Source organism: Serratia sp. CY37869 (genome assembly GCF_052168895.1).
In the GTDB taxonomy this organism is placed as follows: Bacteria; Pseudomonadota; Gammaproteobacteria; order Enterobacterales; family Enterobacteriaceae; genus Serratia; species Serratia ureilytica.
The window spans coordinates 269,871-290,988 of the sequence record NZ_JBJNLU010000002.1; the positions used below are offsets into that span (position 1 = coordinate 269,871).

Below are 21,118 nucleotides of genomic sequence, written 5' to 3' on the forward strand. Positions count from 1 at the left end.
ATTTTCACCCGCGTGCCAGTGCGGAACTCAGAACGGGAATTGGATCAGCTCGACGGCGTCGGCGCTGACTTTGATCATCGATCCTTCGACGTGCCAGGCGCCCAGCACCGCGCGATGGGCTTCGCCGTTGCTCAACGCCAGCCGATGCACCGCCGGGCGATGGGTATGGCCGTGGATCATCCAGTGCACATCGTGGCGCAGCATCGTTTGCTCGACCGCCTGCGGGTTGACGTCCATGATGGCGTCCGACTTGTACTGGTTGGATTGCTGGCTGCGGGCGCGCATCTTGGCGGCGATCTTCAGTCGCCAGCGCAGCGGCAGCGCGAGGAACAGTTTTTGAATCAGCGGGTTGTGCACTTTACGGCGGAATTGCTGATAGGCTTGATCGTCGGTGCACAGGGTGTCGCCGTGCAGGATCAGGATCCTGCGGCCGTACAGCTCCAGCACTTTTTCTTCCGGCAGCAGCTGCATGCCGCTGGCGCGGGCGAAGCGCTTGCCGAGCAGAAAATCGCGGTTGCCGTGGATGAAATAGCAGGGCACGCCGGCCTGTTGCAGCGCTTTCAGCGCCGCGGCGATCTCCGCGTGCAGCGGCTCGGGATCGTCGTCGCCGATCCAGGCTTCAAACAGGTCGCCGAGGATGTACAGCGCGTCGGCGTGCACCGCTTCGCGCCGTAAAAAACGCAGAAAACCGGCAGTGATTGCCGGTTCCTGTGCGCACAAGTGCAGATCTGCGATGAACAGCGTACTCATGCAGCCGCGATTACTCGCTGACGGTCACGCTGTTGATCACCACGTCTTCTACCGGTACGTCCTGGTGCATGCCGCTGCGGCCGGTTTTCACGCCTTTGATCTTGTTGACCACGTCCATGCCTTCAACCACTTCAGCAAACACGCAGTAGCCCCAGCCCTGCACGTTTTCGCCGCGGAAGTTCAGGAAGTCGTTGTCAGCCACGTTGATGAAGAACTGTGCGGTGGCGGAGTGCGGATCGTTGGTGCGCGCCATTGCCAGGGTGCCGATGGTGTTTTTCAAACCGTTGTTGGCTTCGTTCTTGATGGCCGCGTTGGTCGCTTTCTGGTTCATGCCCGGCTCGAAACCGCCGCCCTGGATCATGAAGCCGTTGATCACACGGTGGAAGATGGTGTTGTCGTAGAAACCGGCGCGGCAGTAGTTCAGGAAGTTTTCAACGGTAACCGGCGCTTTGTCAGCAAAGGTCTTGATAACGATATCGCCGTGATTGGTGTGGAAAGTAACCATAGTTTTAATCCTAACAAGGTGAAGTGAGACGTCACGTAAAGCGAGTGAACATTCAGACCGCCCTTATAACATATCCGCCCCAGCGAGTCAGCAGCGGCTCAACCGCGCACTGTCTGTGGTAATTGTATTTGTGTTATATTATAACATTTGCGCCGGCCGGCGAATTTTGCGCTTTTTCTTCGCGTGAAGTCAGCAAAGCATGGCCTTAACCTTGCAATAGATCAGGCTTCAGGTTTCAATACGCTACCGGGCGTTAAACCTGAAGCCCGGTTATCTTTTTTGTTATCACGCACACCACGGAATCTCCCGATGCTAAAGATTTTTAATACCCTGAGTCGTCAAAAAGAGGAATTCAAACCCATTCATGCCGGGAAAGTGGGCATGTACGTGTGCGGGGTAACCATCTATGACCTGTGTCACATCGGCCACGGTCGTACCTTTGTCGCTTTCGACGTGGTGGCGCGTTACCTGCGCTATCTCGGCTATTCGCTGAACTACGTGCGCAACGTCACCGACGTGGACGACAAAATCATCCGCCGCGCGGCGGAAAATCATGAGACCTGCGACCAGTTGACCGAACGCATGCTGGCGGAAATGCATGCTGACTTCGACGCGTTGCTGATCGATCGCCCGGACAGCGAACCGCGCGCGACCCAACACATCGCCGAGATCATTGAGATCACCCAGCGCCTGATCGATCGCGATCACGCCTATGTGGCCAGCAACGGCGACGTGATGTTCTCCATCGACAGCGATCCGCAGTACGGGCTGCTGTCGCGCCAGGATCTGGAGCAGCTGCAGGCCGGCGCGCGCGTGGAGATCGACGACGTTAAGCGCAACCCGATGGACTTCGTGCTGTGGAAAATGTCCAAGCCGGGCGAGCCGAGCTGGCAGTCGCCGTGGGGGCCGGGCCGTCCGGGCTGGCACATCGAATGCTCCGCCATGAACTGCAAACAGCTGGGTACCCACTTCGACATCCACGGCGGCGGTTCCGATCTGATGTTCCCGCACCACGAGAACGAGATCGCGCAGTCGAGCTGCGCCCACGACGGCCCGTACGTCAATTATTGGATGCACTCCGGCATGGTGATGATCGACAAAGAGAAGATGTCCAAATCGCTGGATAACTTCTTCACCATTCGCGACGTGCTCGGCCATTACGATGCGGAGACGGTGCGTTACTTCCTGATGTCCGGCCACTATCGCAGCCAGCTGAACTACAGTGAAGAGAATCTCAAGCAGGCGCGCACCGCGCTGGAGCGCCTCTATACCGCGCTGCGCGGCACCGACGCCAATGCCGCGCCGGCCGGCGGCGAGGCGTTCGAAGCCCGCTTCCGCGAAGCGATGGACGACGACTTCAACACCCCGGAAGCCTACTCGGCGCTGTTCGATCTGGCGCGCGAGGTTAACCGCCTGAAGGGGGAAGACATGGCGGCGGCCAGCGGCATGGCGGCGGAACTGCGCAAGCTGGCGAACGTGCTTGGCCTGCTGCAGCAGGAGCCGGAGCAGTTCCTGCAAGGGGGCGCACAGGTTGACGACGGTGAAGTGGCGGAGATCGAAGCGCTGATCAAACAGCGTAACGAAGCGCGCGCCGCCAAGGACTGGGCGCTGGCGGATGCCGCGCGTGATCGCTTGAACGAGATGAACATCGTGCTGGAAGACGGCCCGCAGGGCACCACCTGGCGCCGTAAGTAATCCGGCAGAAGGAAACAAAAAAGGCGCTGAATTCAGCGCCTTTTTCTATGGCTGCGGGTTAGGGTTTAACCATGACCTTGCCGCCGCCGAACTCCACCACCTGATCGGCGACGATCTTGCAGCGCTTGCGGGTTTCGACCTTACCGTCGACTTTCACCTGCCCTTCGGCGATGACTTCTTTGGCGGCGCCGCCGCTTTCACACCAGCCCTGGAACTTCAGCAGATCGCACAGTTCGACATGGGGATGATTGTCCAGATTGAAAATTTCCATACTGCCTTACTTATTTAGGTTGAACGTCGTGATATTCCTCGCAGGCCTGCAAGGTATTTTGGATCAGTGTAGCCACGGTCATCGGGCCAACGCCACCCGGCACCGGGGTGATGTAGGCGGCGCGCTCGCTGGCGGCGTCGAAATCGACGTCGCCCACCACTTTACCGCTTTCCAGGCGGTTGATGCCGACGTCCACTACGATGGCGCCCGGTTTGATCCAGTCGCCCGGAATGAAGCCCGGTTTGCCGACCGCCACCACCAGCAGATCGGCGTTCTCGACGTGATGACGCAGATTCTTGGTGAAGCGGTGGGTGACGGTGGTGGTGCAGCCGGCCAGCAGCAGCTCCATGCTCATCGGGCGGCCGACGATGTTGGACGCGCCGACCACCACGGCGTTCAGGCCGTAGGTATCGATGTTATAACGCTCCAGCAGGGTGACGATGCCGCGCGGCGTGCATGGGCGCAGCTTGGGCGCGCGCTGGCACAGGCGGCCGACGTTGTACGGGTGGAAGCCGTCGACGTCTTTGTCCGGATGGATGCGTTCCAGCACCTTGACGTTATCGATGCCGGCCGGCAACGGCAGCTGCACCAGAATACCGTCGATTTCCTCATCGGCGTTCAGCTGGTCGATCAACGCCAGCAGCTCGGCTTCACTGGTGGCAGCGGGCAGGTCGTAGGAGCGGGAGAGGAAGCCGACTTCATCGCAGGCGCGGCGCTTGCTGGCGACGTAAATTTGCGAAGCCGGATTCTCGCCGACCAGCACAACCGCCAGCCCTGGCGCGCGCTTGCCGGCCGCCAGACGTTGTTTCACTTGCTCAGCCACTTCGTTTCTAACCTGCTGCGCAATCGTTTTACCATCAATAATCTTTGCTGACATCAGTGTGGAAATCCATCAATTAAGAAAAGCGGGGATGCCGCTATTCTGGCAGAAGCTGAGCGCGCTGTCAGGCGCAGAATCACCCTCGCCGCCGTTGGCGAGACCGATTTACGCTTTTTTTATGCCGGCTTCAGGAACCTCTACGCCATTTTTACCGGCATTTGCATACGCTGGGGCCATACACAGGGCGAAAGAGGGCAGGATCATGAGAGCGATAACCCGGCTTTATCCGTTGCATCATCAGCCTGATCGGCAACCGGCGCAGCCTAAGCACGTTGGCGAGACGGTGTTCGATTCTTCGCTGCATCCGGCGGACAGTGAGCAACTCAACGCGCTGCATCAGCTTTGTCAGCACCAGGCGACGCCGTCGTGGCGGGCGCGCCTGAGCGCCCTGTGGCGGAAGCTGTGCGCATGAACGGCAGCGCATGGGTAGGGTGCGCGCTATTGCTGGCTTGGGCGCCGTGGAGCCAGGCTTCTTTAAACAGCGCACGCCCTGACTCCGCTCCGGGGAAAAGAGGGGAGGCGACCTGCAACATGCAGGTGGTTGAGCATGCCGATTGGGGCGACATTACGGCGGTCGTTCAGTCCGTGCGCCTTTGCCTGCGGCGGGGCGATGGGCGGCAAGGGGCCGGACGCACGCCAGGCGATACCGCTGTCGGCCTGGCGCAACGCAGCATAGCGCGGGCCGCCGCACGGGCGCTGGCGGAAAAAACGCCATAAAGCACCGTCGCCGCCGTAACGTCATGAAAAGGCATTGACTCGCTAACCTCTGACCGTATAATCGCAACCCGCAACCACAGGTTGCCGCATCTCAATGCGCCCTTAGCTCAGTTGGATAGAGCAACGGCCTTCTAAGCCGTAGGTCATAGGTTCGAATCCTATAGGGCGTGCCATTAAGTATCAATGAGTTACGCCTTTCATCCCGTCTTTCCAATTTCATCATGGGACAGATTTGGGACTAAACCTCCGAAAATCGCATCAATTTGCCTCGCATGCTCAGTGAGATGGTTCGGTGTAAGGTGAGCGTATCGCTGTACCATTTCGATGCTCACCCAGCCGGTCTATTCTCCAAAGCTCAGCTTTTCGACGGTCGTGCAATTTCTGCGCTTGGCGAGTGATTAGGTATCCGGCCGCGGCGCCGCTGTTCCACCGGTGAAAACTCCTATTTCTCCCTCCCACGTTTATTCGCTGACGATGGTTCACTTCCCGCACCGGGCTCTCCGGTCGGGGAGTGAGTTCAGCACGCGCCGTACGTTGCAGCAATAAAAGACATTAATAACCTCAATGGGTTAGGAGTTTTCTCGGTAACCCTGCAATTTGTAAAGGATTGATCGTTTTCAACGATCGGTAGGATCTTATTGATCTGCACAACCAATTATCTTTGCTGCACGGTCGCCGTTAAGATCGGGCAGGATATTATTCGGCGGTAACTCTTTATTCATCCGGTGAATACCACGTAGCGCTCGACAATTTATCAGGATAAAACCCCCGTACTCAGCCATGACGAGAACGTCTGCTAATCGCCCGCTTTCCCGCGATAACGAGATTGACGGTTCAGGGAGCACGGCAGAGAGAACGGCGTTTTCTCCCTGCAGCCTTCTCGGGTTTTCGAACCGTGGCGCAGCGCTATTTTTATCCTCACGGACTCTTTCGGCCCTGCAGCGGCCTTTTGTATTTTTCTGAGGCGACGAACCATGAATGCCCATCGCACCACCGGCAAACGCCCCGCATCCCCGCTGGCCACACTCCCCGATCGCCGGGTGCCCAATGCGCTTTTGCACCGGGATAGCGTGCAACGCATTCTCGTCATCAAGCTGCGCCACTTTGGCGACGTCCTGTTGATGACGCCGGTGCTCAGCACATTGCGCGTCAACTACCCCAATGCGCTGATCGATGTGCTGGTCTATGACGGCACCGAGGCGATGCTGGCCGGCAATCAGGATGTTTATCTGGCCTTTACCGTGGATCGAGAGCTCAAGCGCCAAGGGCTGAAAGCGCAATACCGCGGCGAATATGCGTTATGGAACAGCCTGCGGACCGGCCATTACGATCTGGTGATCAACCTCTCCGATCAGTGGCGGGCGGCGTTGTATTGCCGTTTTCTCAAACCGACCTTCAGTCTGGGGTTTCGCTACCCCAAACGCGACAATCGACTCTGGCGGGCCTGCCATTCGCTACTGGTCGACGTTGCCGGCCCGGCGCAGCACACCGTGCTGAATAATCTCAGCATTCTGGCGCCACTGGCCTTGCCCACGACAATCACGCAGGTGACGCAGGCCTGGCGGCAATCTGATGTGGATGACGTTGACCGGCTCAGTCGACGCCATCACCTGACCGATTTTGTGCTGATACAGCCGACCGCACGCTGGGCTTTCAAGACCTGGACGGTGGACGGATTCAGCGCCGTGATTAACCACCTGACCGCCCAGGGCAGAACGGTGGTGCTCACCGGCGGACGCACGCAAGATGAAGCCGCCATGATAAGCGCCATTATGGCCCGCTGCCTGTTACCGCGGCGGGTGATTAATCTGGCCGGGCGTCTGGAACTGCCGGAGCTCGCGGTGTTGATTGACCGGGCGCGGCTGTTTATCGGGGTCGATTCGGTGCCGATGCACATGGCCGCCGCGCTGAATACGCCCTCGGTGGTGCTGTTCGGGCCCAGCGACCTCACGCGATGGTCCCCGTGGCAGGCGCCCCACACGTTGCTGTGGGCCGGAGACTATCGTCCGCTGCCCGCCCCGGACGCCGTTGACACCAACACCTGCGAGCGTTACCTCGCGGCCATCCCGGCCGGCGATGTGATACAGGCGGTTAACAGGCAACTGGCATCCCTCGTCGGGTCTGCGCAGCGTTAATCCTGCGCGGCCTTCCACCGTGTTTTTTCTCTTATCAATGAGTACGTCACGATGCTATTCAACTCAGCAGTTTCCTCGTCGATACAAACGCCCCTTCAGCAACGGTTGTTTGCATTTACCGCCTTTTTGCTGGGAGCCTCCCTCCCGACCTCCAATCCCCTGATGAATATCTCACTGGGGCTGGTTGTCGTCTGTCTGCTCTGGCTGCGCGATATCCGGCCGTGGGCTGCACTGGTTTGTCATCCCCTGGTTTGGTTGCCGGCCCTGATATTTGCGCTGCTGGCGTTGTCATTGCTGACGCATGCTCACGCCTACGGCCCCAAAATGGTCGGCAAATACCAAAAATTGCTGTATGTCCTGCCGCTGGCGCTGTTCTTTCTGGCCGACTCGCGGCTGATGACGCAATTTGTCCGCGGCTTTTTGTGGGCCAATGCCGCGATATTGGCCATCAGCTTCATGAGCGGGCTTGGCCATGTCACATTGGGCGGGCTGAACCCCGACAACCCTACGGTGTTTAAGCTGCAAATCACCCAAAACGTGTTTATGGCGCTGGCGGCGCTGGTCTGGTTGTCGCGTGCTTTTGCCTGTAGCGGAAAACGGCGCTGGGGGTATGCGGGACTGGTGTTGTTGGCGACGGTTAATGTTCTGCTGATGGTGCAGGGGCGTACCGGGTATGTGGCATTGGCCGTTGGCATGGGTATCTGGTTATTGCTTACCCTCCGGCGCAAGCAGCAAGTGGCCGTGCTCGCCTGCGGCATACTGGCTGTCGTGATGCTGGTCATGACCCCCAATCGCGCCATGGAGCGCCTGACGCTGGGCGTCCAGCAAATTCAGGGGTGCGTTTTCGCCCCGGCCCAAACGGCTTATGCGGCCTGCGACAACTCCATGGGGCAACGCACCGCCTTCGCCCGCGAAGCCCTGCGACTGATAAAGCAATCCCCGCTGCTGGGCAACGGCGCCGGCAGCTTTTGGTACGGCAATCCATCCACCGGCTATGGCGTGCATAATCCGCACAATGAATACCTGTTGGAAACGGTGCAGAGCGGTTTGCTGGGATTGATGGTGTTCCTCACCTGGATGTGGAGTTGCTACCGCGTCGCCTGGCGCTTGCCGCCGGCGCGCCGAAATCTGTTCGTTGCGGTGCTCAGCAGCTACATGGCCTGCCATCTGTTCAATTCATTCCTGCTGGACTCGTCCGAAGGGCACCTGTTTGTCATTATCGCCGCCTTGCTGGCCGGGCTTTCCCTCACCACTCCGCCGTCTCTTCATGCAGACTTGCCTCAACCCCAGATGCGATAGGGGGTTGAAGTGCTTCGAAAATACGCGCTTGATCGCGGCGCTCAGCGCTCCTCCGCGCATCGGTGAAAAGCCAGCGGCCGACTGGTTCGCTCACAACGGCCGCCTCGGCGTTAACGCCGGGGCGGCACGGTTGCGGATGGCTTTTTTCCCTTCCGACGCAGTTTGCTGTGGGCGGAATTACTCTTTTTGCGCCATCACCTTCGCCCGGAACGCCGGACCGGCCACGGCGGTGCGCTCATCGCGGGCCAGCCAGCGGTAGGCGGTCGCGCCGAGGAAGACGCCGATAAACCAGCTGAAGTTGGCCACTTGGTGCAGGGCCGGAATAAAGCTGATGATCAGGCCAATGGCCACCGACGGCAGCAGCGCGGCAATGGCTTTCGGGTTAAAACCGTTGCGGTACCAGTATTTGCCTTTCGGGGTGTCATCAAACAGATCGTCCACGGATACCTGGCCGCGTTTGATCAGATAAAAATCGGCGATCAGGATGCCGAACAGCGGGCCAATAAAGGCGCCCAGCACGTCGAGGGTGTAGTGGATAAGCTCCGGCGAGTTAAACAAATTCCACGGCGTCAGCAGAATCGACCCAACGGCGGCAATCATCCCGCCGGTGCGGAAGCTGATTTTCTGCGGCGAACAGTTCGAAAAGTCAAAGGCCGGCGAGACGAAATTGGCCACGATATTGATGCCAATGGTGGCGGTGATCATCGTCAGCAGGCCAATGGCGACCGCCAGATCGTTTCCAATGCGGCTGACGGTTTCAATCGGGTCGGTGATCATGTGGCCAAACAGCGATTGTGTACCGGAAACAATCACTACGGTGACGATGGAGAACAGCAGGAAGTTGAACGGCAGGCCCCAGCGGTTGCCGCGGCGGATCTCGCCCATGTTTTTGCCGTAGCGGGAGAAATCGCCGAAGTTGAGCAGCGGCCCGGAGAAGTAGGAGACCACCAGCGCGGTGGCGGTGATCATTTGCCAGGTCTGCTCCCCGGCGGTCAGCGATTTGCTGGCCAGGGTAAAGGAAATCCCGTCAAAACCGGTCTTGTATACAATCCAGCCCGCCAGCGCCAGCATCACCACATAGACTGCCGGCCCGGCGATATCGATGAAGCGCTTAATGGCGTTCATGCCGTGCCAAAAGACCATCGCCTGCAGCAGCCACATGGTGGCGAAGCATAGCCAGCCCAGGAGCGACAGGCCGAGGAAGCCGCTTCCGGTGAGCGTGGACAGCGACGGCCAGAACTTGAGCAGCACCAGCATCAGGGCGTTGGCCGCAAGGTAGGTCTGGATCCCATACCAGGCGAAAGCGATAAGCCCGCGGATCACCGCCGGGATATTGGCGCCAAAGACGCCAAACGCCTGGCGGCAGATGACTGCATAGGGCACGCCGGCCATTTGGCTTGGCTTCGCCACCAGGTTGGCGCACAGCTGTACGATGCAAATGCCGATCAGCAGGCAGAGCAGCACCTGCCAACTGGCCAACCCGAGCGTGAAAAAGCTCGCCGCGACCACATAGCCCCCCATGCTGTGCACGTCCGACATCCAGAATGAAAAAATGTTGTACCAGCTCCAGTTTTGGTCGCGCGTCGGCGCGAGATCTTCATTACATAGTCGCGGGCTGTAGCCGGCGGTCGCGTCTTTGGCCGAAACCTGATGCATGTGTGTTGAATGTGGCATGAAACCTGCTCCTCTTGTTATGTGGATTGCTGAGGCTATTGCAGGATCCAGGCCACAATGGCTGATTTTGCATACAGAAACCGAGCGTTATGTATACGATTTTGCTATCGATAGGTGAAACCGGAGTGGGTGAATGAATACTGAACATTGTCTCCAGGCCGCGCCAGCGCTGCAGGACAAAGATGAAACCATTTATCAGGCGTTGATGACGGCGATTGTCGAGCATCAGCTGCCACCGGGCAGCAAATTGCCGGAGGAGGCGTTGTCCGACGTGTTTGCCGTGAGCCGCACCGGCATCCGTAAGGTGCTGCAACGACTCGCCGCTGTGCAAATGGTTAGCCTGAAGCCCAAACGTGGTGCATATGTCGCCAGCCCGACGGTGGAAGAGGCGCAGGCTATCTTCCGCACGCGCGCGCTGCTGGAGGTCGCCAACCTTCCCGATATTATCGCCCGCTGTCGGGCGCCCCATCTGGCGGCACTGGAGCGCATTATTCAGCTGGAACAGCAGGTGCATGAGGCTTACGACGGCCCGGCGGCGATTCGCTATTCCGCCGATTTTCATATTCAGCTGCAGGCGATCTCGGGCAATTCGGTTATCACCGACATGGTGACGCGTCTTTGCCAGCGTTCTTCCCTGGTCATCGCCACCTGGGGCGCGCCGTGGCGGCAGGGGGGCCGTTGCGACGATCATCAGCAGTTGGTCGGTTTGTTGCGGGATAAAGCGCTGCAGCCTCTGAGCGACGCCCTGATGCGCCATTTTGATCATATTGTCGCCAGCCTGCGCTTTGAGCGCGATGGCGTCAGCCTGCCCGATTTTTCCCGGCTGTTCGCCGGTTACAAGGAGCCGTGATGTCTTCTGTTTGCATACAGGTTATCAACCCCAACACCAGTCAGGCGATGACCGACACCATCGCCGCTGCCGCGCGCACCGCCGCCGCGCCGGGCACCGAGATCCTGGCGGTGTGTCCGCGCGACGGGGTGCCGTCCATTGAAGGGCACTTTGACGAAGCCATCGCGGCGATCGGCGTGCTGGAACAGGTGAGGGCGGGGCGACGGCAGGGCGTTGACGGTCATGTGATCGCCTGTTTCGGCGATCCGGGATTGCTGGCCGCGCGCGAGCTGGCGCAGGGGCCGGTGATCGGCATTGCGGAAGCGGCGATGCATATGGCGTCGATGGTGGCGACCCGTTTTTCGATCGTCACCACGTTACCGCGCACGCTGATTATCGCCCGCCACCTGCTGCATCAGTACGGTTTTCATCAGCATTGCGCGGCGCTGCACGCCATTGACTTGCCGGTGCTGGCGCTGGAGGACGGCAGCGGGCTGGCGCAGGAGAAAGTGCGCGAGCGCTGCATCCGTGCTCTGAAAGAGGATGGCTGCGGGGCGATTGTGCTCGGCTGCGGCGGAATGGCGACGCTGGCGCAGGAACTGACCCGCGAGCTGCGGGCGCCGGTGATTGATGGCGTCAGCGCGGCGGTAAAAATGGTGGAGTCGCTGGTGGCGTTGGGGTTATCGACCAGCAAACAAGGGGACTTGGCCTATCCCGAAACCAAAGCGTTAAGCGGTCAATTTCAGTCGTTAAATCTATTTTAAAGGGATGAAGAATGGTCATTGTCGATGAGAATTACCCCCGTGACCTGCGAGGCTACGCCGGAGATCCGCCGCATGCGCGCTGGCCGGGCAACGCGCGGATTGCCGTGCAGTTCGTGCTCAATTACGAGGAGGGTGCGGAGAATCATGTGCTGCATGGCGATGCGGGATCGGAACAGTTTCTCTCCGATATTATCGGCGCCGCCAGCTATCCGGCGCGCCATATGTCGATGGATTCGCTGTACGAATACGGCAGCCGGGCGGGCTTTTGGCGGATCCACCGCGAGTTCAGCCGGCGTGGCCTGCCGTTGACGGTCTTCGGCGTGGCGATGGCGCTGGCGCGCCAGCCGGAGATTGTCGCGGCGATCAAAGCGGCGAAATACGATGTGGTCAGCCATGGTTGGCGCTGGATCCATTATCAACATATGGATATCGCTGAGGAGCGTGAGCATATGCAAAAAGCGGTGCAAGTGCTGGCCGACCTGTTCGGCAAAGCGCCTACCGGCTGGTATACCGGGCGCGATAGCCCCAACACTCGGCAACTGGTCGTGGAGCAGGGCGGTTTTGATTATGACAGCGATTATTACGGCGATGATTTGCCGTTCTGGAGCGAAGTGGCGTGCGGCGACGGCAGCCGTCGGCCGCACCTGATCGTTCCTTACACGCTGGACGCCAACGACATGCGTTTCGCCACCGCTCAGGGGTTTAATACCGCCGAGCAATTTTACACCTATCTGAAAGACAGCTTCGACGTGCTGTACGCTGAGGGCGAGGAGGCGCCGAAGATGATGTCGGTGGGGATGCACTGTCGTCTGCTGGGCAGGCCGGGGCGTTTTCGCGCGCTGCAGCGTTTTCTCGATTATATCCAGCAACACGAACGGGTGTGGGTCTGTACGCGGCAGCAGATAGCGGACCACTGGCGCGAGACCCATCCGTACCCGGGAACATGACGCATGCCTGGCGGCGCTGTGTCGGTTCCACTGCGCAGCGTGTTTTCATATGGCCAATAACGCTGCCGCTCAGCTCGTTCCAGTGCTTTGATGGATCGACAGAGCGGCCGTAGGGCAAACGACCCGCCGCCAATTGAACCTTCGTTTATTTTGCCGCGTTACAATAGGTGAAAATTTCCCCATGGAGCCTATCGTGCGCAAATCCAGATTCTTTATCGTGACCTTGCTGTGCCTGTGCGGCGCCGCTGTGCTGTACGTCATGGCTTACCGGGCGTTGGGGCATTACCTCAGCGACGGGGAGAAGGCCTACCCGGACATCACCGTTGAAATCCGCTGAGGGCCGTGCGCCGCCGCGGTGATTGCGCCGATTTTTTCGCACTGATTTACCCGCCATTTACCCGCCGTCGGCAATGATGACGCTGCGTCTCCACACTGTGTGGTTCTCTTGGGCGGAATGCGGTTATGTCACTGCAACAGGTATCGAATGTTTCTTTGAGCAATAACGGCTTAAAAGGCATCGGTTACAAACATTACGCGTTGGCGATCGTGGCGTTTTCGGCGATCGTGCGGTTTATTTCCTTAACGGATCGGTATTTTTGGTGCGACGAGGCCTCCAGCGTGCTGACCAGCCGCTATGATGTGGGCGCTTTGCTGTACCATGCTTCCTTCGATGTTCACCCGCCGCTTTATTACCTGCTGCTGCATGGCTGGATGGTGCTGTTTGGCGACGGCATTATGGCGGCCCGCGCGCTGAGCCTGGTGTTCGGCGTGATTACGGTGGCGCTGGCGATGCGTTTTACCCGTTGGTTGGCCAACGAGCGGGCGGCGCTGACCGCGGGATGGCTGATGGCGATCATGCCGATGGCGGTGCGTTACAGCCAGGAGGCGCGCATGTATGCGCTGATGGGGCTGTTGGCGATCGCCGCCGCCATGGCGCTGGCGAAGTGGCTGAAAACGCCGGATAACCGCCGCTATCTGGCGCTGTATGCGCTGTTGATGACGCTGAGCTTTTATACTCACTACTTCACGATTTTCACGCTGATCGCGCACTGGCTGGTGGTGTTGGCGCTGTCGTGCCGCCGCGAAGGCGAGTGTTACATCAGGCTGCCGGCGTGGTGGGGGGCCAATGCGGCGATTGGAGTGGCCTATATTCCCTGGCTGCTGGTGCTGCTCAATCTGCTGGCGCATATTGCCGAACTGCGGGTCGGCGGCGACGTCGGTTGGATCCCTCAGGTTGCCTGGAGCGATCTGCCGGCGATGTATTGGCGTTTTCTCACCGGGCATGATGGCAGCAACTATCCCACGATCATTCTCTGGCTGCTGCCGGCGATGTTTGTCGCCTTATGTTCACTGCTGCTGTGGCGGCGCCAGATGCCGAGAAAATATGCGCTGCTGCTGCTTGGCGGCATGCTGATCCCGGTGACGTTGGTATTCGCCATTTCCTGGCGTTCGCCGCTGTTTGTCGATCGCTACCTTTATTCCGCCGCGCTCGGCATTCCGCTGGTATTGGGCGTGCTGATCGCCGGTACGAAAAGCCGGGTGCGCGGGATCTCTTTGCTGCTGTTCTTCAGCCTGCTGTTCGGCTGCGGCGTGCGCAACGACTATCCGGTCGAGAAAGATGAGTTCAAGGTGATGGTGAACTACATCAACAGTAACTATCAGCCCAACGATGCGGTGGTGGTCAGCAACATGTTCAACTACCTGAGCTATGTGTATTACAACAAGAAGGGCTATCGCGCCTTGCTGTATACCCCCGCCAGGCCCAACGGCATTTCGGGCAAGCCCAATGCCTATGGTTTCGGCACCTTTTTCCACGATCGGGCGGCGCAGACCTACGTCGATAACCTCAGCGCGTTAGCGAAAGGCCATCGCCGGGTCTGGCTGGTCAGCGGCGGGGATTTCAATCAGGACTTCGGTCGTTCGCCGCCGGGGTGGGTCAACACCGGCACCTTCAAAAGCGGCGGTTTCGAGTCGAGGCTATTCGTGGTGCCTTGAGCGGAATGTCATATTTCCCATTCGGCGTTACATCTGGCCGAGCAAACTTACGCGGGGATGACAGTTCTATACATTGGGATTGGTACTGTAGCTCTACCCGATGATGTTGTGTGTTATCCATTCCCTGTAGTGTATTACCCCATCCCTGTTAAGTTTATCCCGCCTTGTGCGGGATTTTTTTTATCTGCGCATACCCGGCGGCGCGTAGCGCGATTTTTTTGAATAACACCGTCAGTTTTATTCAGTATTCAGCCGTTGCGCGCTTGATTAGATTGAACGCGAGATGGGCGTCGTCGGCGCCTCTGTGCAATGAGTGGAGAATTTCTATGGCGAAGACAGTAGTGGTGTTTCATTCCGGCTACGGCCATACCGAGCGTTTGGCGAAAGTGGTGGCGGAAGGCGCAGGGGCCGAACTGATCGCTATCGATCAGGAAGGCGATATCAGCGATGAAGCGTGGCAGAAGCTGGATGAGGCGGACGCCATCATCTTTGGCTCACCGACCTATATGGGCGGCCCGTCCTGGCAGTTCAAGAAATTCGCCGACGCCAGCTCCAAAGCCTGGTTCGGCCGCAAGTGGCAGGACAAAGTGTTCGGCGGCTTTACCAACAGCGCCAGCCTGAACGGCGACAAGCAGGTCACGCTGATTGCGCTGCAAACGCTGGCTTCTCAACATGGCGGCCTGTGGGTCAGTCTGGGGCTGCTACCGGCCAACACCAAATCGGCGCAGCGTACCGATGTCAACAACCTGGGCGGTTCGGTGGGGCTGTTGGTACAGACGCCGTCGGATGCCGGCGTGGACGAGATGCTGTCGGGCGATCTGGCGACCGCCAAGCTTTATGGCCAGCGCGTGGCGGGCTTTGCCGCCAAACTGGCGTAAGGCCTTGCCGCGTGCAGCGTTCATTTTTTCTGCACATTTGGCGTGTAAGCTGCGAAATGTTATTAGCCTGCTTGGGCTAACGCTGCATTTCGTACAAATATTCCCGGTTCCTAGGCCGGGTTTTTTGTTGCTAAGGTCTGCTTAAGCTTTCGCCGCTACACTGCATGGCAGCACAGGCATGCAATGAATGGCTGTGTCGTAACTGTCGATTTGCTGTTGTTCAAGCAAGCCCGCTTTAGGCGGGCTTTTTTTGGGTTGTTATTGCACGGGCGGCCCAGTTGCAGGAAAATACTCGCGTAGTTATTCAAATATCATTCAACGAGCAATAACCACAATCTTATTAATGTAATTAACGTCGGTCGGCGGCCTATTACGCTTTGCGCTATGCTGTCAGCAGAGCTGAGCATTATTTTCCGACGGTATGCGGGGGAGTCCGCCGCCGCCATATTAGGTTAAGAAAAGTCTGTTAATTAATTGTTAATGCTTTTTATTATTGATTTGTCTGGCTTTTTTGGTTGAAATCCGGGTTGATTATCCCTCACTGGCCGGGCGAGAGAGTATGCACATTATTATTCTGGTTATTAGCAAAATATGGGCGAGGCGATGAACGCCAGAATAAACGCCAGGCATGGCCTGCCGCTTACGGTTCAGCTCATCAATCTTTTCATGCTGGCCTTTTTACTTTCCCTGGTGGGCATTCTTAGCCGGCCGATTGGCTCGCTTTCTTTATTTTGGCCGGTGAATGCGATTCTGCTCGGCCTGCTGCTGCGCAAACCCGCTTACGCCACGCCGCTCGGCTGGCTCACGACCTATCTGGGCATGGTTGCCGCCGATCTCAGCACCGGCGAGGGCTGGTCTTTGGCGCTGTGGCTGAACGCCTGCAACATGTCGCTGATCGTCGTCGGTTACGGCATCATGCTGATGCTGCCGCAATCTCAACGGCGCATGGGTAAACCCCAGGCGATACTCTATATGTTCAGCGCCAGCCTGGCCGGTGCGGCGGTGGCGTCGACGCTGTCCGTGCTGCGTAACGATAGCCTGTACAACAACACGGTGGTGGTCGCCTGGCTGGCCTGGTTCAGCGAACAGTTTTCGACGACCCTGCTGCTGTTGCCGGTGCTGATGGCGGCGCCGCGGTTGAAACAGCTGTTGCGCATGCAGGTGCGTTGGCGCTTGAAAGGCTGCCTGCCGCTGCTGGCGCTGCTGCTGTCACTGGCGTTCAGCGTCTATATCGGCGGGCCGGGCGCGATCGCCTTCCCGATCCCGGCGCTGCTGTGGTGCGCGGTGCGCTACCAGCTGTTCCCGGTGACGTTGCTGACGCTGTTGACCGGTATGTCTGAGATCAGCAGCATCTCCGCCAACCTGGTGCTGTATGAAACGCCGAACAACCATAATGCCTTCCTCGACACGCTGATGTCCGCCCGATTGGGTATCGCCATGCTGGTGATGGGGCCGCTGATCCTCGCCAGTTCCATCGCGGCCAACCGTAAGCTTATGCGGCGTCTGGAGCACAGCGCCAACCACGATTTCCTGACCGGCGTGCTGGCGCGCAGCGCGATGACGCGCAAAGCGGGCGAGCTGTTGGAGCACAAGCACCGTTCCAAAGAAGCGGTGTCGTTACTGCTGATCGATATCGATCATTTCAAGCAGATCAACGATACGCACGGCCACAGCGCCGGCGATCAGGTGCTGGCGTCGTTCGCGCACATCGTGCGGCGCGAGCTGCGGCACGATCAGCTGTTCGGCCGCTTGGGCGGGGAAGAGTTCGCCATCATGCTGCCGCGCGCGTTGGCGGCGCAGGGCGTGGCGCTGGGGGAGCATCTGCGCCGGTTGGTGGAGCAGACGGAGCTGCAGGCGGAAGGCAAGCAGACGTTGAAAATCACCATCAGCGTCGGCGTCGCCAGTTTGGCGATGAACGAGGTGAAATCGCTGGAGCAGTTGATGAACATGGCGGATATCGCGCTGTATCGCGCCAAATCGCAGGGGCGTAATCGGGTGGAGTCGTTCAACGTGGTGAACGGCAACAGCGTCGAGCATATCCTGTTCCGCTAACCGTTTTCAGCCTTGCCTGGGTTCGAAGCGGGTTTCGCAATTAGGGCAAATCAATATCACGTCTTGCAGCATTGCCGCGCATTTTTGCCGGGTAACATAGCCGCATTTAGGGCAGACGATTTGGGTGGAGCGGTTGATAAAACCTTTGACGCTGCTGGAATCGGACATATCAATAGCCTGTGTCAGGTGAAAACTCACGCTAACACAGGCGACGACATATTTCGTTGGTTATTTTCTGTACGCAGAGGCTTACAGGCTTTTCAGCGCCTTGATGGTCTCATCCATGTCGATCTCGTGCTCGGAGAAGGTATGGGTGGTGTTCTGGAAGGTGGTGATGGTCAGCATGCGCAGCGTTTGCATGGCCTGCGCCTGGTCTTCGGACTGCGGGCGAATGCGGTTCATCAGCAGGCCGACTGACAGCACGGTGTTCTCTTTATCCACGTCGGCTTTGACCGGCACTTCCTTGGTGAAGGTATTGAAAGACTTGATGCTGGCGATCTTGATTCTTTCGTTGGCGATGATGATGTATTTGCTGGGCGCCAACACTTTGACCGCATAAGCCGACGGGCCTTTGGTGTTGTTGGTCGGTTCGAAGGTCACCGCCGCGTTTTTCTTAATCAGCTCCGGGTTTTGCACTTTAATCACGTGAAAATAACGATTTTCTCCGTTCTCGTCGGTAATAAAGCCGAAGCCTTTGTCTTCAAAAAAAGTCGTTATCTTGCCGTTCATCGCTATTCTCACAAAAAGGTTCAATACAGCGCTTATGATAGCGCGGAATGCCTTGCAGCGACAGATTGCGCGGGCGGCATTTAGTCATGCGATAACGGCATTTAGCGGCTTCCCAGCGACATGCTATGTTCATGCTGACTTTATTCAATGCGCAAAAAGGAATAGCGATGGGCATCAAACGTCTCAATCACGCCGTGCTGTACGTCAGCGACGTGCGGCAGAGCGCCGACTTTTATCATCAGGTATTGGGCTTCAAGCTGAAGCCGTCCGACAGCCCCGATCGGGCGGTATTTACCCAGGCCGCCGACTCGGACAACGATCACGATTTGGCGTTGTTCAGCAAGAACCTGGGCCAGCAGCGCGCCGGGGTGTTTCGCGCCAACGGCGAGCCGCCGGCGGAGCATGAGCCGCCGGCCGGGCTGTATCATCTGGCCTGGGAAGTGGACAGCCTGGAAGAGCTGGAGCGCATTCGCCATCAGCTGGCCGAACGCGGCATTCTCGGGTTGGAAGAGGATCACGGCGTGCACAAAAGCATTTATGGTCACGACCCGGACGGGCTGCTGTTTGAGGTGACCTGGTTTATTCCCCCGGCGTTGCTGACCGAAGAGGACAAAAACCAGCAGGGGATCCGCCCGTTGGATTTCGCCGCCGAGAAGCGGCGTTTCGCCGGCCTCTAACCTGCTCCTGCGCGGGGCGCATCGGCGCCCCGACGCTCACAGTACTTTGTTGAGGAAGTTGACGGTGCGCGGGTGCTGCGGCTGAGCCAGCACCTGTCTGGCATCGCCCTGCTCGACGATCTGCCCGTCGACCATAAACACCACCCGATCCGCCGCTTCGCGCGCAAAGCCGATTTCATGCGTCACCACCACCAGCGTGACGCCCAGATCCGCCAACCCTTTAATCACGTCCAGCACTTCGCCGACCAGCTCGGGATCGAGCGCGGAGGTCGGCTCATCGAACAGGATCACCTTCGGGTTCAGAGCCAGCGCGCGCGCGATGGCGATGCGCTGCTGTTGGCCGCCGGAGAGGTGGCGCGGGTAGGCGTCCGCCTTGTGGCGCAGCCCGACCGTATCCAGCAGCTCATAGGCCACCGCTTTCGCCCGTTCGCGGGAGTGGATCTTGTGCACCACCGGCGCTTCGATGATGTTTTCCAGCACCGTCAGATGCGGGAACAGGTTGAAGTTTTGGAACACGTAGCCGACGTTGATGCGCTGCCGGAGGATGGCCTTTTCCTTCAGCTCGTACAGCCGGTTGCCCTTGCGGCGATAGCCGACGTAGTCGCCGTCAATACGGATAAAGCCCTCGTCGACGCGCTCCAGATGGTTGATCGCCCGCAGCAGCGTCGATTTTCCGGAGCCGGAAGGCCCGAGGATCACGGTCACGGTGCCCGGCTGCAGCGTCAGGCTGACGTCGTCCAACGCCTTGTGTTTGCCGAAGAATTTGCTGACGTTGCTGATTTCGATCAGGCCGCGCGCCGGCACCGGGGTGAGGTTGCGTGCCGGCTGTTCGGGCAAGGCGTAATAATCAATGGCTTCAGACATGCGGGTCTCCTAACGTTTTAGCCAGCCGGCCAGTTTCTGCCAGGGCGTCGGCGGCAGTTCGCGCACCGCACCCCGGGCGAAATAGCGTTCGATGTAGTATTGGATCACCGACAGGGCGGTGGTGATGAACAGATACCAGACGGTGGCCACCATCAGCAGCGGTATCACCTGCTGGGTGCGGTTATAGATCACCTGGATGGTGTAAAACAGCTCCGGCAGCGCCAGCACATAAACGATTGAGGTGCCTTTCGCCAGACTGATGATCTCGTTGAATCCGGTCGGAATAATGGATCGCAGCGCCTGCGGCAGAATGATGCGGAAGGTGCGGCGATAGCCCGGCAGGCCCAGCGCCGCCGCCGCTTCGTGCTGGCCGTAATCCACGCCCAGGATGCCGCCGCGGATGATCTCGGCGGTATAGGCGGACTGCACCAGCGTCAGACCCAGCACCGCCACGGCGAACTGGCCGAGGATATCGATGGTCGGGTAGCTGGCGAACACCACCGAGGTAAAGGGAATGCCCAGCGAGATGGCATCGTACAGATAGGAAAAGTTATACAGGATGATCAGCACCAGGATCAGCGGCAGCGAGCGAAACAGCCAGATATACCCCCAGGCCAGCGACGCCAGCAGGTAAGAACGCGACAGCCGCGCCAGGGCCAGCAGGGTGCCGAACAGAATGCTGAACAGCGTGCCGAGCAGCGTCAGCAGCAGGGTCTGTCCCAGCCCCGCCAGCACCGCCGGGGCGAAGAACCACTCGGCGAACACGCCCCATTCCCAGCGCGCGTTGCCCGCCACCGATTGCACGATGGCGGCCAGAATAAACAGCGAAAACAGCGCGCCGATCAGCCGCAGCGGATAGCGGGCGGGCACCACTTTCAAGACTTCTTGTTTGGACATGTCATGTCTCCTGATACAGATAAAGGGGCCTTAGGCGATTTTCCTTTCCGACGCGCAACAACAGGCGTCTTCTGCAATCAGGCTTTTGCGGAACGGCAGGCGGCCATCGTAGGGCGGGCGGCTGTAAACCTCGCTGTCGACGGTGGGATCGAACTGCGGCTGATAACCGTTGCTCAGGTACAGGCCCACCGCTTCGGGCTGGCGAAAGCCGGTGGTCAGATAGAGCCGGCGATAACCCTGCGCCAGCGCCAGCGTTTCCAACTGCTGCAACACCCGTTGCGCCAGGCCCTGGCGGCGCAGATCGCCCCGCGTCCAGATACGCTTCAGCTCGGCGGTTTGCCCGTCATAGCGCTTGAAGGCACCCATGGCGATCGGCGTACCGGCGCGCAGCAGCACGATGAAGGCGCCCTGCGGCGGCGCGTACAGGTCCAGCGGTTCCGGTTCCTGGTCACCAAAATAGTCGCCGTAGCGCTGACGATATTCGCCGAACAGCCCCTCGATCACCGGGGCGACCAGCGGATCGGTCGGCAGCGTCTGAATGAAAGTGTCTTGCGTCATCG

General features: G+C 59.0%; 21 protein-coding genes, 1 tRNA gene and 3 pseudogenes. 14 read left to right on the forward strand and 11 right to left on the reverse strand.

The window, feature by feature from the left end; translation table 11 throughout:
• Positions 1 to 27 precede the first annotated feature (27 nt).
• Together ACJ8J1_RS11490 and ppiB are read right to left on the reverse strand one after the other, a co-directional pair.
• Entirely contained in the window at positions 28 to 750 is a 723-nt protein-coding gene (locus ACJ8J1_RS11490; RefSeq protein WP_033642139.1) for a UDP-2,3-diacylglucosamine diphosphatase, read from the reverse strand.
• A 10-nt stretch (positions 751 to 760) separates the two neighbouring features.
• Positions 761 to 1,255, reverse strand: a complete 495-nt coding sequence (ppiB, locus tag ACJ8J1_RS11495; RefSeq protein ID WP_016928800.1) for a peptidylprolyl isomerase B — start codon at positions 1,253 to 1,255, stop codon at positions 761 to 763.
• 309 nt (positions 1,256 to 1,564) lie between these two features.
• Between ppiB and cysS the strand changes: the two genes are divergently transcribed.
• The gene (gene cysS, locus ACJ8J1_RS11500; protein WP_033642140.1) at positions 1,565 to 2,950 is read left to right on the forward strand and encodes a cysteine--tRNA ligase; all 1,386 of its coding nucleotides are present in this window, start codon (positions 1,565 to 1,567) and stop codon (positions 2,948 to 2,950) included.
• Positions 2,951 to 3,008: 58 nt separating this feature from the next.
• Here the strand turns inward: cysS and ybcJ are convergent, their stop codons facing one another.
• On the reverse strand, positions 3,009 to 3,221 hold the full coding sequence (gene ybcJ / locus ACJ8J1_RS11505) for a ribosome-associated protein YbcJ (protein WP_033642141.1): 213 nt from the start codon (positions 3,219 to 3,221) through the stop codon (positions 3,009 to 3,011).
• Between the two features lie 10 nt (positions 3,222 to 3,231).
• Entirely contained in the window at positions 3,232 to 4,098 is an 867-nt protein-coding gene (gene folD, locus ACJ8J1_RS11510; RefSeq protein ID WP_004940177.1) for a bifunctional methylenetetrahydrofolate dehydrogenase/methenyltetrahydrofolate cyclohydrolase FolD, read from the reverse strand.
• 205 nt (positions 4,099 to 4,303) lie between these two features.
• Here folD and ACJ8J1_RS11515 point away from each other — a divergent pair, with 205 nt between their 5' ends.
• From ACJ8J1_RS11515 to ACJ8J1_RS11525, 3 genes are all read left to right on the forward strand, one after another.
• Entirely contained in the window at positions 4,304 to 4,513 is a 210-nt protein-coding gene (locus ACJ8J1_RS11515) for a hypothetical protein (RefSeq protein ID WP_033642142.1), read from the forward strand.
• The gene (locus ACJ8J1_RS11520) at positions 4,510 to 4,818 is read left to right on the forward strand and encodes a hypothetical protein (RefSeq protein ID WP_050594405.1); all 309 of its coding nucleotides are present in this window, start codon (positions 4,510 to 4,512) and stop codon (positions 4,816 to 4,818) included. Before ACJ8J1_RS11515 ends, ACJ8J1_RS11520 begins: the two co-directional genes overlap by 4 nt.
• Before the next feature lie 96 nt (positions 4,819 to 4,914).
• Positions 4,915 to 4,991 (forward strand) — tRNA-Arg (locus tag ACJ8J1_RS11525).
• 24 nt (positions 4,992 to 5,015) lie between these two features.
• Here the strand turns inward: ACJ8J1_RS11525 and ACJ8J1_RS11530 are convergent.
• Positions 5,016 to 5,156: pseudogene (locus ACJ8J1_RS11530) on the reverse strand (integrase); the annotation flags it as partial.
• Positions 5,157 to 5,792: 636 nt separating this feature from the next.
• Here ACJ8J1_RS11530 and rfaQ point away from each other — a divergent pair.
• Complete coding sequence (gene rfaQ / locus ACJ8J1_RS11535) at positions 5,793 to 6,953, forward strand: putative lipopolysaccharide heptosyltransferase III (protein WP_033642143.1); 1,161 nt, start codon at positions 5,793 to 5,795, stop codon at positions 6,951 to 6,953.
• Positions 6,954 to 7,004: 51 nt separating this feature from the next.
• Positions 7,005 to 8,252 carry an O-antigen ligase family protein gene (locus tag ACJ8J1_RS11540; protein WP_050594406.1) on the forward strand — a complete coding sequence of 416 codons (1,248 nt, stop codon included), beginning with the start codon at positions 7,005 to 7,007 and terminating at the stop codon, positions 8,250 to 8,252.
• Positions 8,253 to 8,429: 177 nt separating this feature from the next.
• Here ACJ8J1_RS11540 and ACJ8J1_RS11545 read toward each other — a convergent pair whose 3' ends face one another.
• Complete coding sequence (locus ACJ8J1_RS11545) at positions 8,430 to 9,926, reverse strand: NCS1 family nucleobase:cation symporter-1 (protein WP_033642144.1); 1,497 nt, start codon at positions 9,924 to 9,926, stop codon at positions 8,430 to 8,432.
• A gap of 133 nt (positions 9,927 to 10,059) precedes the next feature.
• Between ACJ8J1_RS11545 and ACJ8J1_RS11550 the strand changes: the two genes are divergently transcribed.
• The 7 genes and pseudogenes from ACJ8J1_RS11550 to ACJ8J1_RS11580 all read left to right on the forward strand — a co-directional run bounded on the left by ACJ8J1_RS11550 (position 10,060) and on the right by ACJ8J1_RS11580 (position 17,391).
• Positions 10,060 to 10,776 carry a GntR family transcriptional regulator gene (locus tag ACJ8J1_RS11550; protein ID WP_033642145.1) on the forward strand — a complete coding sequence of 239 codons (717 nt, stop codon included), beginning with the start codon at positions 10,060 to 10,062 and terminating at the stop codon, positions 10,774 to 10,776.
• Positions 10,776 to 11,643 (forward strand): annotated as a pseudogene (locus ACJ8J1_RS11555) (aspartate/glutamate racemase family protein); the annotation flags it as partial. The gene ACJ8J1_RS11550 and the pseudogene ACJ8J1_RS11555, both read left to right, overlap by 1 nt.
• Positions 11,612 to 12,466, forward strand: a pseudogene (gene puuE, locus ACJ8J1_RS11560) (allantoinase PuuE); the annotation flags it as partial. The pseudogenes ACJ8J1_RS11555 and puuE, both read left to right, overlap by 32 nt.
• Positions 12,467 to 12,659: 193 nt before the next feature.
• Positions 12,660 to 12,803, forward strand: a complete 144-nt coding sequence (locus ACJ8J1_RS11565; RefSeq protein WP_181006766.1) for a hypothetical protein — start codon at positions 12,660 to 12,662, stop codon at positions 12,801 to 12,803.
• Between the two features lie 125 nt (positions 12,804 to 12,928).
• Positions 12,929 to 14,461 (forward strand): glycosyltransferase family 39 protein, encoded by a 1,533-nt coding sequence (locus ACJ8J1_RS11570; RefSeq protein WP_033642148.1) that lies wholly within the window; start codon positions 12,929 to 12,931, stop codon positions 14,459 to 14,461.
• A 326-nt stretch (positions 14,462 to 14,787) separates the two neighbouring features.
• Positions 14,788 to 15,339: a flavodoxin family protein gene (locus tag ACJ8J1_RS11575; RefSeq protein WP_033642149.1), complete on the forward strand. Its 552-nt coding sequence runs from the start codon at positions 14,788 to 14,790 to the stop codon at positions 15,337 to 15,339.
• 603 nt (positions 15,340 to 15,942) lie between these two features.
• Positions 15,943 to 17,391: a GGDEF domain-containing protein gene (locus ACJ8J1_RS11580; protein WP_033644213.1), complete on the forward strand. Its 1,449-nt coding sequence runs from the start codon at positions 15,943 to 15,945 to the stop codon at positions 17,389 to 17,391.
• Positions 17,392 to 17,397: 6 nt separating this feature from the next.
• On the opposite strand, the gene ACJ8J1_RS11585 is transcribed toward ACJ8J1_RS11580, so the two are convergent.
• Positions 17,398 to 17,559 carry a YnfU family zinc-binding protein gene (locus ACJ8J1_RS11585; RefSeq protein WP_015376921.1) on the reverse strand — a complete coding sequence of 54 codons (162 nt, stop codon included), beginning with the start codon at positions 17,557 to 17,559 and terminating at the stop codon, positions 17,398 to 17,400.
• An 81-nt stretch (positions 17,560 to 17,640) separates the two neighbouring features.
• On the reverse strand, positions 17,641 to 18,120 hold the full coding sequence (locus ACJ8J1_RS11590) for a cold-shock protein (RefSeq protein WP_015376922.1): 480 nt from the start codon (positions 18,118 to 18,120) through the stop codon (positions 17,641 to 17,643).
• A 167-nt stretch (positions 18,121 to 18,287) separates the two neighbouring features.
• Between ACJ8J1_RS11590 and ACJ8J1_RS11595 the strand changes: the two genes are divergently transcribed.
• Entirely contained in the window at positions 18,288 to 18,797 is a 510-nt protein-coding gene (locus ACJ8J1_RS11595) for a VOC family protein (RefSeq protein ID WP_015376923.1), read from the forward strand.
• A gap of 36 nt (positions 18,798 to 18,833) precedes the next feature.
• Here ACJ8J1_RS11595 and ACJ8J1_RS11600 read toward each other — a convergent pair whose 3' ends face one another.
• The 3 genes from ACJ8J1_RS11600 to ACJ8J1_RS11610 are packed head-to-tail and all read right to left on the reverse strand — an operon-like array spanning position 18,834 to position 21,116.
• The gene (locus ACJ8J1_RS11600) at positions 18,834 to 19,661 is read right to left on the reverse strand and encodes an amino acid ABC transporter ATP-binding protein (RefSeq protein ID WP_015376924.1); all 828 of its coding nucleotides are present in this window, start codon (positions 19,659 to 19,661) and stop codon (positions 18,834 to 18,836) included.
• Positions 19,662 to 19,670: 9 nt separating this feature from the next.
• Entirely contained in the window at positions 19,671 to 20,558 is an 888-nt protein-coding gene (locus ACJ8J1_RS11605) for an amino acid ABC transporter permease (RefSeq protein ID WP_004940038.1), read from the reverse strand.
• Positions 20,559 to 20,588: 30 nt separating this feature from the next.
• Positions 20,589 to 21,116: a GNAT family N-acetyltransferase gene (locus tag ACJ8J1_RS11610; RefSeq protein WP_033642150.1), complete on the reverse strand. Its 528-nt coding sequence runs from the start codon at positions 21,114 to 21,116 to the stop codon at positions 20,589 to 20,591.
• Positions 21,117 to 21,118 lie beyond the last annotated feature (2 nt).